Raw genomic sequence first — 14,672 nt, forward strand, 5'->3', positions numbered from 1 at the left:
CCGCCAGCCATCATAGTAGTACCGTCGAACGATCCGCCCATCATAGTGCCTTGCATACCAGCCTGCTGAGTGAAACCACCTTGCTGTTGCTGTTGCCCATAAGCTAAATCACGTGCGATATCCTGTCTAACCTGCTGAGGATTGGTTCCGAAATTTGGCGACAGGACTGATTGAGGATTTTGGGCCATCTGCGGTGAACCCATCATGCCGCGTCTCATCTGAGACCCGTCAGCCATACCGCCAGCCATACCGCCAGCCATCATAGTAGTACCGTCGAACGATCCGCCCATCATAGTGCCTTGCAGACCACCCTGCTGAGCGAACCCGCCTTGCTGCTGTTGGCTTCCATAGGCTAGGTCACGTGCGATATCCTGCCTGACCTGCTGAGGATTGGTTCCGAAATTTGGCTGAAGGGCAGCTTGTGCGTTTTGGGCCATCTGCGGTGAACCCATCATGCCGCGCCTCATCTGATTACCATCCTGCATGCCGCCAACTGGCTGAGTGAAGCCTGCTTGCATGCCGAACTGCTGACCGAATCCGCCTTGCTGCTGGCTGCCATACGTAAAACCATCAGTTCCAGAAAAACCCGGCTGCATGCCCGACTGTGTTCCTGTAAACCCGCCAGCTAACTGCTGGCCAAATTGTTGACCTGACTGTGTCATTTGGTTTCCTCCTTGTTTTAGATTAAGAAACAACCTTAGAATGTCCTGTATTGTAATTTTAATTCGTATTTTAAAAAATTTTTTATTAAGTTTCCACGCAAGATTCAGAGCGACCTTTTAATAGAAGTTTATCGCATCAGTTACATTCAATTAAGTAATATCTTGTATTGAGTATAACCAGAATTTACAAAGAATTTAATTTTTAAATGAATGGAAGATTAAAAATACAACAAGGAGGTGAAAACATATGTCACGTCGAGGTGGAAATCGCGATAAACTAGTGCCAGGTGCTCAGCAGGCAATCGACCAAATGAAATATGAAATTGCTACTGAGTTTGGTATTCAGCTTGGTGCTGATCAAGTTTCACGCGCTAACGGTTCAGTCGGTGGTGAGATCACAAAACGTCTTGTTGCTACAGCTCAATCTCAATTAGCAGGTCAATTTGGCAACATGGGTACAACTCGCTAAGGCCTGTTTGAAAATAATGAAAAATACGTTCCTTGAGGTTCAACCTCATCCCATTATTTACAATGGATGAAAACATGGTGGAATGGAAGATTAAGAACATAGCAAAGGAGGTGAAAGCATATGTCACGTCGTGGAGGAAATCGCGATAAATTAGTACCAGGTGCTCAACAAGCAATCGATCAAATGAAATATGAGATCGCTGCTGAATTTGGAATCCAGCTTGGAGCTGATCAAGTTTCTCGTGCAAACGGATCAGTAGGTGGAGAAATCACAAAGCGTCTTGTTGCTACAGCTCAATCCCAGTTAGCAGGACAATTTGGTGGTCAAACAAGATAACTCAATCCAAAACAGGGCTGAAGAATCTTTACCCTTGTTGTTAAAAACTTAATATACAATGGAAAGAGGCTATCCGCAGGACGCGGATAGCCTTTAAGTTGTACTTCAAATGTTACACTAAATTTGAACTGACCCGGCAGAATTGAGCGCTCGTTTACGATAGTCCCCGATAACGGAAGCTTCGTTTGTAAGCATCTGTGTCAACTGTTCCAGCTGTGCTTCTACATTTGTGCCCTCTACAATGATTTTAAGCGTGGTCTGTGGCTCTACCGTAAGCAGGAATGAAACTAATTTTGGCAAAGCAGAAGCATCGACAGCTTTCTGCCGGCTATATAAATAGGTCGCACCGCTTAATTTACGTACGGCCTGGTGGATCTCAAGCATTTTTTTCATTGTGAATTTTTTTTGGACGAGTACATTAGAAGACATAATTTCTTTCATTATATAAAACCCCTTTGTATGACTATTTGGTGAGTTATTATTTACTACCCAAAAAAACAGTCATTAAAACAGGCCGAAGCAGGATGGAGACAGTTACCAGCCAATCAGTCAAGGTTGACTGCGAATACCAGTACAGGAGGCTGCCAGGCTATCTTTTATAAGATGCCGTTGCAGCAATGATCAGCAGAAAAAATGGTTTGCAGAAGACGCTGTGTGCTATATCATCAAGGGTAACGGATATTCCAAAAGTATAAGGAGGCTGTAAATGCTGACCATCATTCGCAATGGCGAGGTATATTCACCGCATTACATAGGGAAAAAAGACATTTTGATTGTTCATGACAAAATTGGTTACATTGAAGACAAAATTAATCTGCCAGAAAAATTTGTCGAGATAAAAGAAATTGAGGCGGCAGGAATGCTAGTTGTTCCCGGGTTCATTGACGCCCACGTCCATATTATCGGAGGCGGGGGTGAAGGCGGTTTTAAAACCAGGACGCCGGAAATACAGCTGACCGATGCGACTCTTGCCGGAATCACTACACTCGTCGGGGTGCTCGGCACTGACGGTACGACGAGAACGATGAAAGCCCTGGTTGCAAAAGCGCGGAGCCTGGAGGAAGAGGGTATTTCATGTTATGTACATACCGGCTCATACCAGGTGCCAGTCAAAACGCTGACAGGCGAAATTGAAGATGACCTTATTTTAATTGATAAAATTATCGGTGCGGGAGAGATTGCCATTGCCGATCATCGTTCCTCCCAGCCGACATATGAAGAAATGGCGAAAATTGCTTCAGCTGCACGGATAGGCGGGATGCTGTCCGGAAAGGCTGGCATTGTCAATGTTCATGTGGGGGACAGCTTTGACCATTTGAAAGTAATTAATGAAGTAGTTGAAAAAACGGACATCCCTATCCGGCAGTTTTATCCCACCCATATTAACCGGAATCCCCACCTGTTTGAAGAAGGAATCCGGTATGCAAAAAAAGGCGGGTATGTCGATTTTACCACCAGCTCGATCCCAAAATTTTTAGAAGAAGGGGAGGTCAAATGCAGTATCGGACTTCGGCAAATGCTTCAGCACGGCGTGGATATTGCCCAGATCACCTTTACATCTGACGGCCAGGCAAGCCTGCCTGACTTTGACGCGAACGGAGAATTGATTGGCCTGAAAATTGGCCAGGTTTCAACTCTATATAAGGAAGTAAGGGATGCGATTGTGGAGGAGGGTGTTACCCTGGACCAAGCTTTGAAATTGATAACCGAGAATCCTGCACGCATTTTAAAACTGCAACAAAAAGGAAAGCTGGAAACAGGAAAGGATGCTGACATCGTCCTCCTTAATAAGGAGGATCTTATGATCAGTACCGTGATTGCACGTGGAAGAGTAATGGTTCAGGATGGCCAGGCTGTCGTAAAGGGTACATTCGAAGGCTAGCTTTATCGCCGTCTATTGCAAAAATGTAAAAAATAATGAACAAACAGCATGGGGTTACCGTCTTATTCATAAAGGTCAGTTTTTGGGGCGGGGCTAAAAGAGAAAGAATGCTGGCGGGAAAAGAGAGGATTTGCATAATATGGAGGAAAAGGACCTAATCTTCAGGGCAAAACAGGGAGACCATCGTTCCTTCGCGGAATTGTTCCGAATGAATTATCCGTTCCTTGTCAAATACTTGATAAAAGTAACCATGAATCCCGAAACAGCTGAAGACCTTGCACAGGAAACGATGGCTAAATGCGTTGAAAAAATTCATCTTTATAACGGAAAAGCAAAATTCTCGTCCTGGCTGATTTCGATTGCCACCAATCAGTACATTGACCAGCTTCGGAAGCAAAAGCGGGAAAAAGCGTGGAGTGGGCAACAAAAATCGTACCGTAAACTGAAGTGGCATGTGGACAGCAATTCGGGGGATTGGCATGATGCACTGAATGCACTGGGGAAATTGAGGGGGGAAGCCCGGATCCCGATTGTTCTGAAGCATTATTACGGATATTCCTATGATGAAATTGGGGGAATGATGGGGATTTCGCCTGGAACAGTAAAATCGAGGGTCCATCATGGTCTTCTTGAAGTAAGAAAGGAGTTGGCACTGGATGGCAGACCAAAACGGTAACCTTCAGGATAGCGGGCTGTTGGATGAACAAATGGTGCAGACCATGTTACAAATTAACGAAGGGCTGGAACAGCTGGACGAATCAGAATATATTGAGACTCCAGACCAGGAATGGTTTGAGCAGTTCGTGGCCTCCGAAAAAGAACACCTGAAGCGTAAATTCTTTAAAGATATTGCATTATTTTTAATTGTTGCATGCCTGATTATTGCCGCAATTTTATTCAGTATCCTGGAAATGCCGGTTGTATTCTTCATGCTGCAGGGAGCTTCCGTCGTATTTCTCCTATTTTATACAGTGCGCACCGGCAAGCGGGTGGCTGAAGGATGAGCAGTGATCTCTCACCATCCCAGACCGTTTTTGTTGTGATTGTTGCAGCGATTATCTTGCTTGCACAGAGCCTGTATTTATTTTTGGATGCCCGCAAACACGGCCACAATTATTGGTTATGGGGAATTGTCGGTCTCATACAGGCACCGTTCCCAACAATCTTATATTTGTTGTTTGTTAGAAAAAAATTTAAAAAACGCCGTCTTAAATTTAACAGCAGGTATTAACTATGATATTAATTGAAAGCGGCTTCGGTCATTTTACTGGGAATGCTTTATGCGTTTGTGAGAAAATTGTGGCCAAACTTTGGTTTCGCGAAATTCTAGTTTTTTTCGCGAGATTCTGCTTGTTTAGCGCGAAATCATTATAGATTTTCGCGAGAATGCAGCCTGCTTCCACGAGAATCCCTTTGATTTTCGCGAGATCATTCAGGGTGCGACGACAAACAGAATTATCTTTTGTGGATTCATCATGGGTACACTATTCGCAAGCGGCTGGTTCCGTATGATAAAACAGTGCCGTTCATTTCTCTGTCACAAAATAGTGCGAATTCCACCGCAGCCTTCCCCTGAAATTATGGTAATTTTTAAGTGTCGAAAATGTATTCTGGGGAGGGTTCACGGATGGAAGAATTTGCGGTCACCTTAAGCATCGCCAGTATCATGGTTCTCGGATATTATATCGGATACGCAATTATGAAAGCTTAACCTCCATATTAAAAAAACATAATTTTTCTGTTGAAAGCTGAAACCAGCGCATGGTTTTGGCTTTTTTCTTTATCTCATTGGTCGATAAAGCTTCTTGGTGTAAATATATCCGGAAAAGCGTTATTCTATAAAAAACGAAAATTCCAAAAATGGTGGAGGGATTGTTTTGACAGAATACCGGATCGAAAGAGATACGCTTGGTGAAGTAAGGGTGCCTGCCTCGAAATTTTGGGGAGCCCAGACGCAAAGAAGCAAAGAAAATTTTAAAATTGGCGATGAACAGATGCCGCTCGAAGTCATTTATGGGCTCGCACATATTAAAAAAGCTGCAGCCCTCGTAAATTGCCAGTCTGGAAAGCTTAGTGGTCCGAAGAAGGATGCGATAGTGAAAACTTGCGAGGAAATACTTGATGGCCGGTTTGACAACCATTTTCCTCTCGTTGTCTGGCAAACCGGCAGCGGAACACAGTCAAACATGAATGTAAATGAAGTAATCGCGCGAAGGGCAAATGAAATCCTTCAGGAAACAGGTTCGGGAGAGATTGTACACCCGAATGATGACGTAAATATGTCCCAAAGCTCAAATGATACATTTCCAACTGCCATGCATATTGCGGCATTGAAAGAAGTGACCGAAAAGCTGCTGCCGGCACTGCAGCAGTTAAAGAGCACTTTTAAAATAAAGGAAGAGGCTTTCCACAATATCATCAAAATTGGCCGGACCCACCTGCAGGATGCCACCCCGCTGACTCTCGGCCAGGAAATGAGCGGCTGGCGGGCGATGCTGGAGAAGGATCAGGCGATGATCACCGGGGCGCTCGTTTATCTTCAGGATCTCGCCATCGGCGGGACAGCTGTCGGCACTGGAATAAACGCGTCAAAGGATTTCGGGGACCTGGTGGCAGCTGAAATTTCAAGACAGACAGGTGAATCCTTCCGGTCGTCCGATAATAAGTTCCAGGCATTGACAAGCCATGATGAACTTGTACATGTTCACGGGGCTCTAAAGGCGCTTGCCGCTGATTTAATGAAGATCGCCAATGATGTCCGCTGGCTTGCAAGCGGTCCAAGAAGCGGTATTGGTGAATTGGCAATCCCTGCAAATGAGCCTGGCAGCTCGATTATGCCAGGCAAAGTGAACCCGACACAGAGTGAAGCATTGACAATGGTTGCCTGCCAGGTATTTGGCAATGACGCAGCCATAGGCTTTGCCGCCAGCCAGGGGAATTTTGAACTGAACGTGTTCAAGCCTGTCATAATCTATAACTTCCTGCAAAGTGTAAGGCTGCTTGCCGATGGCATGGTCTCGTTTGACAAAAATTGTGCAAGTGGCATTGAGGCCAACCTTGAGGTGATTTCGGCGCATGTTGAGAAATCCCTCATGCTGGTGACCGCGCTGAATCCTCACATTGGCTATGAAAAAGCTGCCGGGATCGCGAAGCTTGCTTTTAACGAGAACCTGACCCTTAAAGAAGCTGCTTTGAAAACAGGGTATTTGAATGAGGAGCAATACGACCAGTGGGTCAGGCCGGAAAACATGATTTAAATAGGCGCACATAGACTGTTTTTCAACAACACAAACTATTGATATTAAGCTGAAGGGATTGTGGTCTATGGGTATGTGCCCTGTTTGCAATGGAACTCAGATCGTGCATCCGGATTGCCCCAACTGCGGTGGGAAAATGGATGACCAGGGAAGAGAAGCAGAATACTATGATGATTATAGCCCTTATATGCCGATTGATTTGATGAAGCTGGAAGATGGGTACCCCGCAGATTATAAAAACGAAGAATGTCCCCATCTCTACAGATGCACGAATTGCGGCAAGGACAATATTTTTATGATTAAAGAACAAGACCCCGCCAATGGATGACAGGGTCTTGTTTTGTCCAGCTCCAGCGCCTGGGACCGGGTCATAAGCCAATCCGTGAAAAAGGCTAAAGAGCAGCCCTCTCGCCGGCGCGTCTTATGCCTGTCGCCCCCGGGCAAGGCGCTTCCGCTTTTCGATTTCCACCTCCGGGGATAGAAGAGGTGTTTCAGTATTTATTCTTGAGGACGAATGCGCATTTCTGAATCTGCATCAAAGAAATGAACTTTATTCATGTCAAATGCAAGCTCGAGTGTCTCACCTGGCGTGATATCTGTGCGTGAATCGATTCTTGCCACGAAATCCTGGCCTGCGAATGATGAGTAAACCATCGTTTCAGCACCAGTCAATTCAGCGACATCGACATGGGCTTTTACAGCCGCGCCATTTGCCGCATCGATGAAAACAGGCTCATCATGCAAATCTTCCGGCCTGATGCCGAGAATGATATTTTTGCCGACATATCCCTGGTCGCGAAGAACCTTCATTTTTCCTTCCGGGATGGCAATGGATTCTGTGCCGATTACAAACTTGCCTTCTTCAAGTGTACCGTTGAAGAAGTTCATGGAAGGAGAACCGATGAAGCCGCCGACAAATACGTTTTCAGGCTTCTCATAAACTTCCTTCGGAGCGCCAACCTGCTGGATCACTCCATCTTTCATGACGACGAGGCGGGTGGCCATTGTCATCGCTTCTGTCTGGTCATGGGTTACATAAATGGTAGTCGTGTTCAAGCGGCGGTGAAGCTTGGCAATTTCCGCGCGCATTTGGACACGAAGCTTTGCATCAAGATTTGATAATGGTTCATCCATCAAGAAAACTTTTGCGTCACGGACGATTGCACGTCCAAGGGCGACACGCTGGCGCTGGCCGCCTGACAGAGCTTTCGGCTTGCGGTCAAGATACGGTTCCAGGCCAAGGATTTTAGCCGCTTCTTTAACACGGCGGTCAATTTCATCCTTTGGGAATTTGCGAAGCTTAAGGCCGAACGCCATATTATCGTAAACACTCATATGCGGATATAACGCATAGTTTTGGAATACCATCGCGATATCGCGGTCTTTAGGCGGTACATCGTTGACGCGCTTTCCATCGATGTAGAAATCGCCTTTCGAAATCTCTTCAAGACCGGCAATCATTCTTAGTGTTGTGGATTTACCGCAGCCGGACGGACCAACGAATACGATAAATTCTTTATCGTCGATGTGGAGGTTGAAATCGTTTACTGCAGTTACTTTATTGTCATATAGTTTATAAATGTGATCCAATTTTAGCTCAGCCATTGTTATCCTCCTGAAGTTTATTTATTAATCTCAGTGTAGCGGAACAAGCCTTTGCAAGGCATTGGCATTGTGCACAAACTTTTGAAAGCCCTTTTATGCAAGTTGCAAAAAAATTTCAGTTTTAACGGATGTCATCAAGCAGGCACGCAAGATAAACTGTGATTGCGCTGCTGAAATCCTTTAAGTTTACGCCGGTTTTTTCCATGAACTTATCAAGCCGGTATTGAAGTGTGTTCCGGTGGATATAAAGTTTTTTCGCGGTCAGGGAGGCGTTGGAATTATTCTCCAAAAAAACCTTCATGGTCGCCATCAATTCTTCGTCTTCACTTAAAGCCGCAAGGACGTCGCTAGCCAAAATCGTTTGCAGCTCTTCCGACAAATTCGCCGCAATGATTAGTGGGAATATTTTTTCAAATGAGAATGCCTTTTCCCTCGGGGCCAAAATCCTTGCCTGGCTGAAAAGATGTTTTTCCCGCTGGAATACAGAAGGAAGCTCGCCGTTCACATTTTTGAACTTTCCAATATAAAAAGACACTCTAATGAAGAAATCACTTTCAAAGGTGGCGGCAATTGATAAAACCTCTTCATCAGGAAAATATACTTCTGTCTTTTCTTCAATAATTACTCCGTCCGATTCATTCAGCCACAAAATAATGTTTTCAGGAAAGAATTCTTTTAACGCCTCTTCCAAGGCTGGCCGTTCGAGTTCTGGGCTCGTAAACGAAAACTGAATAAACCTGGCATCTGCGATCCCGCCAGGCGGGAGGTTGCCATTTTGAAGAAGGAATCGATGCCATGCCAAAGCCAAACCTGAAAGATATGCAGCATTCTCATAATCATTAAATTCAAACAAGTTCTTCAGCAGATCAAGCTGGGATGCTTGCACGCCTTTCTTTGGAATGCCAATCCAATTGCTGTCCGCACCATCATGAAACCAGTAAAATCCGGTATCACCATGCTCGGGGGGGTGGCTTGATATTTTCGAGCCGGGGAAATAATTTTGCAGTTTATGTAACATTTTGATCGTCCTTATTCGATGTTGGAGTCTTTCTATTTGTATCAATAGTATCTTCTGTTGCTGTAAAAATACCGTAAATTCTATTTGTCATACACGTGGAATAGCATCAATTCGTGGATCTGCGCTTCCAGCCCATGGATGATGTCGGTTGCGGGGACTGTGCCAGTCCACTCTATTTTGCCATTTTGATGATAGACTCCTGAAAAATGCTGCTTTTTATAGTAAAAAGAAATACGCCAGCCTGGTATCTTTGTATTTTCAAATAAAGGCTTGTACTGAAAGTGCGTAATCATTTTTTCACCCCTCATCCCATTGTAACAACATTTTCAGCTATTTGACCATGAACTTGTGCCAGGAGGGCAGCATTTGACAAATATGCAGTGAAATAGAGCACCACTATAAAGATGCTCTAACCCTTGTTAAACTTTGTTTTGTCTATAAAAAGATCGGCAAGCAGCCGTACTCTGCTTTGTTCGATTTCCGCCTCATCGAAGCTCATCGGCTTGGAATTAACCTCGTATATGACATACCGCCCGGATGTTGCCATACCGGCATCTATTGAAAATTCCCCGAAATAGCCAAGTTCCCTGGACAATCTTTCCCCTGCATGTGTAACGATTTCGGCGAACAGCTCCTTATGCTCTTTTGCTTCGACAACCTCATACGGAAGCAGGGTACCGCCATTCAACACATGAGTAGTAATGTCCTGTTTGACGGACCGCCGTACTCCTACTCCAGTGACCTTGTATCCGTCCGGTCCATCATGGGCAAGAATGCGGAAGTCATATCTTTTGCCATTGAACAGTGCCGGCGTGATCTCCTCCTGTGCGATATAATCCTGCCTTGTCAGGCGGGATCCGGCTTTCTCCCAGAATGCATCAATCCCTGAAAAATGCTCCACGCCTGAACGGTTAATCAACATGGTTTTTCCTGTTTCTAATATGCGCAGACAAAAAATGCCTGCCCCGCGCGCAGACAGCGCGGGCTTTAGATAAATTCGATTGTGATTTCCCAGGAATTGAACCAAATCCTGCTTGCTCTTTATTAATGCCGTGTCAGGCATGAACTGTTTTAAAAAAGGATCTTTGGAAAAGACTGTGTACAAAGCAAATTTATGAATGAAACAAGGATTGAACAGGAAAACATGGTTTTTTTTTAGAAGCTGCACCGACTTCAAAAACACTTTGGATTTTTCTGTGCTACGAAACGGGATCCTGTTATAAACAATATGGGGGAGGGGAGTTGAGATGTTTATCCATCGCTTGGTGTCGGGCAAAAATGTGTAACCGTCGACTCCTTGTTCAGAAAGATTTTCCGGAGTAAACACGACGGTGAGGCCCCCGGTTTTTACCATCTCGTTTTGCAGGGCTGTAAACAAAGGACCATTGCCTGCTATAGCATGTTTTTTTCCGGGAGAAGACATAATGCCTACAATGGGGCCGGCATTCCCATTGTTTTGTTTAAACTGAAAAGACACCAGTTCTTTTTCAGGGCGGGGATAAAGAAATGGCACCTGTTCATTGTTTGCTCCAAAGGTCACACCGGCCGATTGCTGATCTGAATGAAACCACTGTTTTCTTGAAAAATCATAGTGAAGCATCATTTGAAAATCTCTCCCGGGCTGGTTATCGCCTGTTCAGCGAGGAAGATGCCAAATGCGAGCGGCAGCTTACGGGTAAGAAGGTCAAAATCCCTTAGCTCTGGATGTTTAAAAATTGATCGTCCCGGCTTTGAATTTGCTTCAAAAAGCCAGACCTTCCCGTTTTTGTCTATTCCGAGGTCAAAACCGATTTCTGCAATGATTCCTTCCATTTGCTGTTCCAATACTGTACTCAAGTAAAGGCAGGCTTCTGCGAGCTGCTTCTTGTACCGGCGTTGTTCTTCTTTATCGGGAAACAGCTCTTCAATCGTCTTGATGACGCCGCCATTGTTCACATGTGTCGTTACGCTTCCAGGGCCGGCGACCTTTGCCGCAATTGCTGCCACATGCCATTTCCCTTGCTCATCTTTATTGGTATGGACCCTGAAATCTATCAATCTCCGGTCTGTCCTCAGAAGATGAATGCCTTGCTGAACCAGGAAATTTTCAAGGCGCTGCTTCCTGAAAACATGCTTCATCAATGATTCCAGGCTTTCAAATTTTGTGAGTTTATTATGGCCATGGTAATCACGGTAGCGGCAGTAATAGTAGCCCTGCATTTTATCATAGATGACCTGGCGGATTCCAAGTCCCAGGCTTCCATTGCTCGGCTTGATATATACATGGCCATAGTCGGCAAGCATCCTTTCTATCAGGGAAAAAGAAGTGAAAGGGTGTGTTTCCGGTAAATACTCTGCTGCCCGCCCAACCTGCTGCAGCCGTTCAAATACATCAATTTTATTGAAAAATCCCGGGTTATACCAGGGGATAAGATAATCATCCTGGAGCCGTTCCTTGACTTTCCTGATTTCCGTTTTTCGTTCGCTTTTCCGGTTGGGAAGCCTGTCATAAATGACATTGGGAAAAGGAACTTTTAATGTCTTCCATCCGTCCTCCCCATAGAAATAGCCATTGATCAAGCATTCGTCCCAATCGATATGCTCCTCTCCGAATACAAACGGCAGGGCACCCACCATTTTATTGGCAGAGAGAAGTTTGGCGAAAAACATACTCCTGTCACCTATCGGCCGAATCGGATAAGGGGTAAAGCCTGATGTCAGTATTCCGATCAACGGGCCGATATATAAAGTCTGACTATCTATGAAAAGATGGAGCGGAGCATCTATGTCAGGCAAACAAAGCTGTGTTTGAATATCGGGGCTCAAAACGATGACATTTTTACCCTTCGGATGTGGCGAGCAATCAATGTCCAGCACCCGGTTTCCAAACACTATTTGCAGGAGTGGAAGGGAGCCCTCAAGTTCAGCCGGGTAATAAACAGTATTGCCCAATCCGCGGGCCAGTTCAATTGGATATCGTTTTCTCATTCTCGCGATTCCTCTCTTTCCGGCTATTGTTTAACAGCTTTTTTGCAAAAAGCAGCGGTGCGGCATACAGATCCCCAGCTTTCGCGGGATCCATTTCAAGAATCAGCTTCCTCCCGGGCTTGGAATTTACATCCAAAACCCAAAGCGAGGAGTCCCTGGCAATTCCAATGTCGATGCCCAGCTCAAACAGCCTTGGAAAGCTGTTCTCCAACACCTGTGGCAAAGCAGTAATAATTTCGGCTAAATCATTTAAAGTAAATGCCTTCATTTTCAAGTCAAGTGAATCGGTCCACTTTTCAAAATCAGCCGCTTCCCCGCCTGCGGCGAGATTCGAGAGAAGCCCCTCCTCTTTACCAGTCCTTATGCCCCGTCCGCGTTCTTTCCATGCTCCATCCTGATCCTTCTGGACCAAAAACCTTATGTCAAACGGACGCTGTTGATTGTCAACCAACGGAAGATACGGCTGCATCAGGTAATCCTTTTTCTTAATGAGCTGTTCCGTCCAGCTGATAGCATGGTGGTCGCCGGAAAATTCCCTTTTTATATATTGCCTGTGCTTTTCTGTAGCGGCTGTAATCGAATTCCCGGTTCTTTCAAGGCAATAAATGCCGTTTCCACCTGAACCCGTGACTGGCTTTAAGATTATTTTGGGGTGTTTCGTTAAAAAATCTGCCACTTGCCGGCCGCCGGAAACCCTTTCTGTAAGAGGAACGTAAGGAGCCAGGACAGAAGCGGAAAGGATTTCGTACAGGCGCCATTTGTCCGGCAATCCGTAGCCGAGAAACAGGAGGTCATCCCTGGTTTTCAGCCATTTTACAATTGCCGCACACTGTTTCGAGTGGGGATCGTCCCCGTAAAAACAGCGGTCATAAATAATGCCCGGGATTGGCATTTGGTCTTTCCGCCACTTTTGGAGCCGATGGTCAAACCTTTCTCCGGACACCAGGTGATTCACCGGGTCAATATGCGACGGAACAAACCTGAAGCAAGTCATTCCTGTCTCCTCCGAGCGTCTGGCGATTTCGGTAAAGTACGTATTTTCACTATTCAAGCTGAGTGACATAAGTCCAAATGAGTACATGCCTATTCTCCCCCCGGGGTTTTAGCTTATAGTATAAAGTCCGTTGCAAAAATTGATAATTGCTTTTGCAGATGGTCTTATGGGGCTTCTTTTTTCTTCAAAGCTCTTGGAAGGCTTGGAGTTGACCTCTATGATCCAAAGGCGCCCCGATATATCGGCGCCGATATCGATTCCAAGCTCACCTGTAAGTCCGCCACTGCTTTTGCTGATGATTCCCGCAGCTTCAAGCGCCAGCTCTTTTATTAATGCGAGCTGGTGGGGTGCTGAATCAGGGCCGAACGCCATGCTCAATACTTTCAGAGGACGAATCATTTCTCCGCCCTGCGCAACATTCGAAACAAAGTGGTTCTCCGCGGCGATTCTGGCGACTACTGAGCTCACCTTCCACATGTGCTCCCGCGTTTTATGGCAGAGAACCCGGAAATCCAGCCGCCTGCCGTCCAGTTCGAGAAGCTCGATCCCATGCTGGATGATGAATGGTTTATCGTTGATATTTGTTTTGACTTTGCTGATCGCAGAGGCAATATCGGTAAAAATAAACTGGGACCTATCCTTAGTTGATGAAAAATCAGCACAAATTTGATTATCTTTTTTTAAAATGCGGATAATCCTCCGTCCCTGGCTTCCTTGCACAGGCTTTAAATAAAGATCGTCGTAAAGCTCAAGCATGTGCTCAAGATGTTCGGGTGTATAAAGACAAGTTGACGGCAAATAAGGACCAAGGTAGCCCTCCACTTCCAGAAGCTCATGGACTTCCCATTTTGACAGGAAACGATGGTTGAACAGGTGGATTTTTCGCTCGTTCAGTTTTTGGGCAAATTGCGCAAATCCTTTGGTTGATTCTGCTTTGCGGGAATGAATCCGGTTATAGACGATGTCTGGAAATGGGAGTGAATCCATTTTCCAATTTTCCTGCTCATAATAGTAGCCGCTGATGCATTCATCAGAAAAATGCTGTAAAGAAAATACGTAGAAAAACCCTGCGTTGCCGGAAATCCCGTCATGCAGTTCTTCACAAAACGAGTGGATCGAACGAAACGACGGGACCGTTTCCCCGGTTATTTCAGTAAGAACAGCAATAACCGGCCCAAAAGACAGGCTGTTTGATTCCTCCGAAAACCGGACGAGAAATTTATAATCTTTTACCGGAAGACGCAGTTCGGAAAAAAGCCGGGTTGAAAAGAGAATTTGATCGGCGGGGATATCGGCAGGCAGGATTTCGGCATTTACGTTCGACTTTCCGGCACAAATGGCTACATGCATTCCTTTTATGCCAAGCCTAAGCATTGTTTCTTTTCTCATCCACACACAACAATGCCCGTTACCGGATATTTCGTTTGGTGTTAGCTTAAACGGTAAAAAAGCCGACATGTTCGTTCCCCATTTGATTGTCAG

At 45.4% G+C, this 14,672-nt stretch carries 17 protein-coding genes; 8 read left to right on the forward strand and 9 right to left on the reverse strand.

Translation table 11 applies throughout. From position 1 onward, the window contains the following. On the reverse strand, positions 1–662 hold a 662-nt coding region (locus tag CVD19_RS22830; protein ID WP_219620119.1), incomplete at its 3' end, for a hypothetical protein. Between the two features lie 247 nt (positions 663–909). Between CVD19_RS22830 and CVD19_RS22835 the strand changes: the two genes are divergently transcribed. Both CVD19_RS22835 and CVD19_RS22840 read left to right on the forward strand, forming a co-directional pair. After that, positions 910–1,131: an alpha/beta-type small acid-soluble spore protein gene (locus CVD19_RS22835; RefSeq protein WP_101585484.1), complete on the forward strand. Its 222-nt coding sequence runs from the start codon at positions 910–912 to the stop codon at positions 1,129–1,131. Between the two features lie 120 nt (positions 1,132–1,251). After that, positions 1,252–1,467, forward strand: a complete 216-nt coding sequence (locus CVD19_RS22840; protein WP_101585485.1) for an alpha/beta-type small acid-soluble spore protein — start codon at positions 1,252–1,254, stop codon at positions 1,465–1,467. 117 nt (positions 1,468–1,584) lie between these two features. Here the strand turns inward: CVD19_RS22840 and CVD19_RS22845 are convergent, their stop codons facing one another. Beyond that, entirely contained in the window at positions 1,585–1,908 is a 324-nt protein-coding gene (locus CVD19_RS22845) for an HPr family phosphocarrier protein (RefSeq protein WP_101585486.1), read from the reverse strand. A 265-nt stretch (positions 1,909–2,173) separates the two neighbouring features. Here CVD19_RS22845 and iadA point away from each other — a divergent pair, with 265 nt between their 5' ends. The 6 genes from iadA (at position 2,174) to CVD19_RS22875 (ending at position 6,934) form a co-directional block, all read left to right on the forward strand. Next, positions 2,174–3,349 carry a beta-aspartyl-peptidase gene (gene iadA, locus CVD19_RS22850; RefSeq protein ID WP_101585487.1) on the forward strand — a complete coding sequence of 392 codons (1,176 nt, stop codon included), beginning with the start codon at positions 2,174–2,176 and terminating at the stop codon, positions 3,347–3,349. Positions 3,350–3,488: 139 nt separating this feature from the next. Further along, positions 3,489–4,025 carry an RNA polymerase sigma factor SigY gene (gene sigY, locus CVD19_RS22855; protein ID WP_101585488.1) on the forward strand — a complete coding sequence of 179 codons (537 nt, stop codon included), beginning with the start codon at positions 3,489–3,491 and terminating at the stop codon, positions 4,023–4,025. Next, complete coding sequence (locus CVD19_RS22860) at positions 4,006–4,353, forward strand: YxlC family protein (protein WP_101585489.1); 348 nt, start codon at positions 4,006–4,008, stop codon at positions 4,351–4,353. The genes sigY and CVD19_RS22860 overlap by 20 nt, the downstream gene beginning before the upstream one ends. After that, positions 4,350–4,580, forward strand: a complete 231-nt coding sequence (locus tag CVD19_RS22865) for a sigma-Y antisigma factor component (protein ID WP_101585490.1) — start codon at positions 4,350–4,352, stop codon at positions 4,578–4,580. The genes CVD19_RS22860 and CVD19_RS22865 overlap by 4 nt, the downstream gene beginning before the upstream one ends. Positions 4,581–5,226: 646 nt before the next feature. After that, a complete protein-coding gene (gene fumC / locus CVD19_RS22870) occupies positions 5,227–6,606 on the forward strand; it encodes a class II fumarate hydratase (protein WP_101585491.1) in 1,380 nt (459 codons plus the stop codon). Positions 6,607–6,742: 136 nt separating this feature from the next. Then, positions 6,743–6,934, forward strand: a complete 192-nt coding sequence (locus CVD19_RS22875; RefSeq protein ID WP_308314896.1) for a hypothetical protein — start codon at positions 6,743–6,745, stop codon at positions 6,932–6,934. A gap of 170 nt (positions 6,935–7,104) precedes the next feature. Here CVD19_RS22875 and CVD19_RS22885 read toward each other — a convergent pair whose 3' ends face one another. From CVD19_RS22885 to CVD19_RS22915, 7 genes are all read right to left on the reverse strand, one after another. After that, entirely contained in the window at positions 7,105–8,211 is a 1,107-nt protein-coding gene (locus CVD19_RS22885; RefSeq protein WP_101585494.1) for an ABC transporter ATP-binding protein, read from the reverse strand. Positions 8,212–8,332: 121 nt separating this feature from the next. After that, the gene (locus CVD19_RS22890) at positions 8,333–9,229 is read right to left on the reverse strand and encodes a PucR family transcriptional regulator (RefSeq protein ID WP_101585495.1); all 897 of its coding nucleotides are present in this window, start codon (positions 9,227–9,229) and stop codon (positions 8,333–8,335) included. An 80-nt stretch (positions 9,230–9,309) separates the two neighbouring features. Further along, on the reverse strand, positions 9,310–9,522 hold the full coding sequence (locus tag CVD19_RS22895; RefSeq protein ID WP_101585496.1) for a YheE family protein: 213 nt from the start codon (positions 9,520–9,522) through the stop codon (positions 9,310–9,312). 116 nt (positions 9,523–9,638) lie between these two features. Then, positions 9,639–10,832 (reverse strand): YheC/YheD family protein, encoded by a 1,194-nt coding sequence (locus CVD19_RS22900; RefSeq protein WP_101585497.1) that lies wholly within the window; start codon positions 10,830–10,832, stop codon positions 9,639–9,641. Next, positions 10,829–12,196 carry a YheC/YheD family endospore coat-associated protein gene (locus CVD19_RS22905; protein ID WP_101585498.1) on the reverse strand — a complete coding sequence of 456 codons (1,368 nt, stop codon included), beginning with the start codon at positions 12,194–12,196 and terminating at the stop codon, positions 10,829–10,831. The genes CVD19_RS22900 and CVD19_RS22905 overlap by 4 nt, the downstream gene beginning before the upstream one ends. Beyond that, complete coding sequence (locus CVD19_RS22910) at positions 12,174–13,277, reverse strand: YheC/YheD family endospore coat-associated protein (protein ID WP_101585499.1); 1,104 nt, start codon at positions 13,275–13,277, stop codon at positions 12,174–12,176. Before CVD19_RS22910 ends, CVD19_RS22905 begins: the two co-directional genes overlap by 23 nt. A 21-nt stretch (positions 13,278–13,298) precedes the next feature. Then, on the reverse strand, positions 13,299–14,648 hold the full coding sequence (locus CVD19_RS22915; protein WP_101585500.1) for a YheC/YheD family endospore coat-associated protein: 1,350 nt from the start codon (positions 14,646–14,648) through the stop codon (positions 13,299–13,301). Between the last annotated feature and the right edge of the window lie 24 nt (positions 14,649–14,672).

This window comes from Bacillus sp. T33-2 (assembly GCF_002860205.1).
GTDB lineage: Bacteria > Bacillota > Bacilli > Bacillales > Cytobacillaceae > T33-2.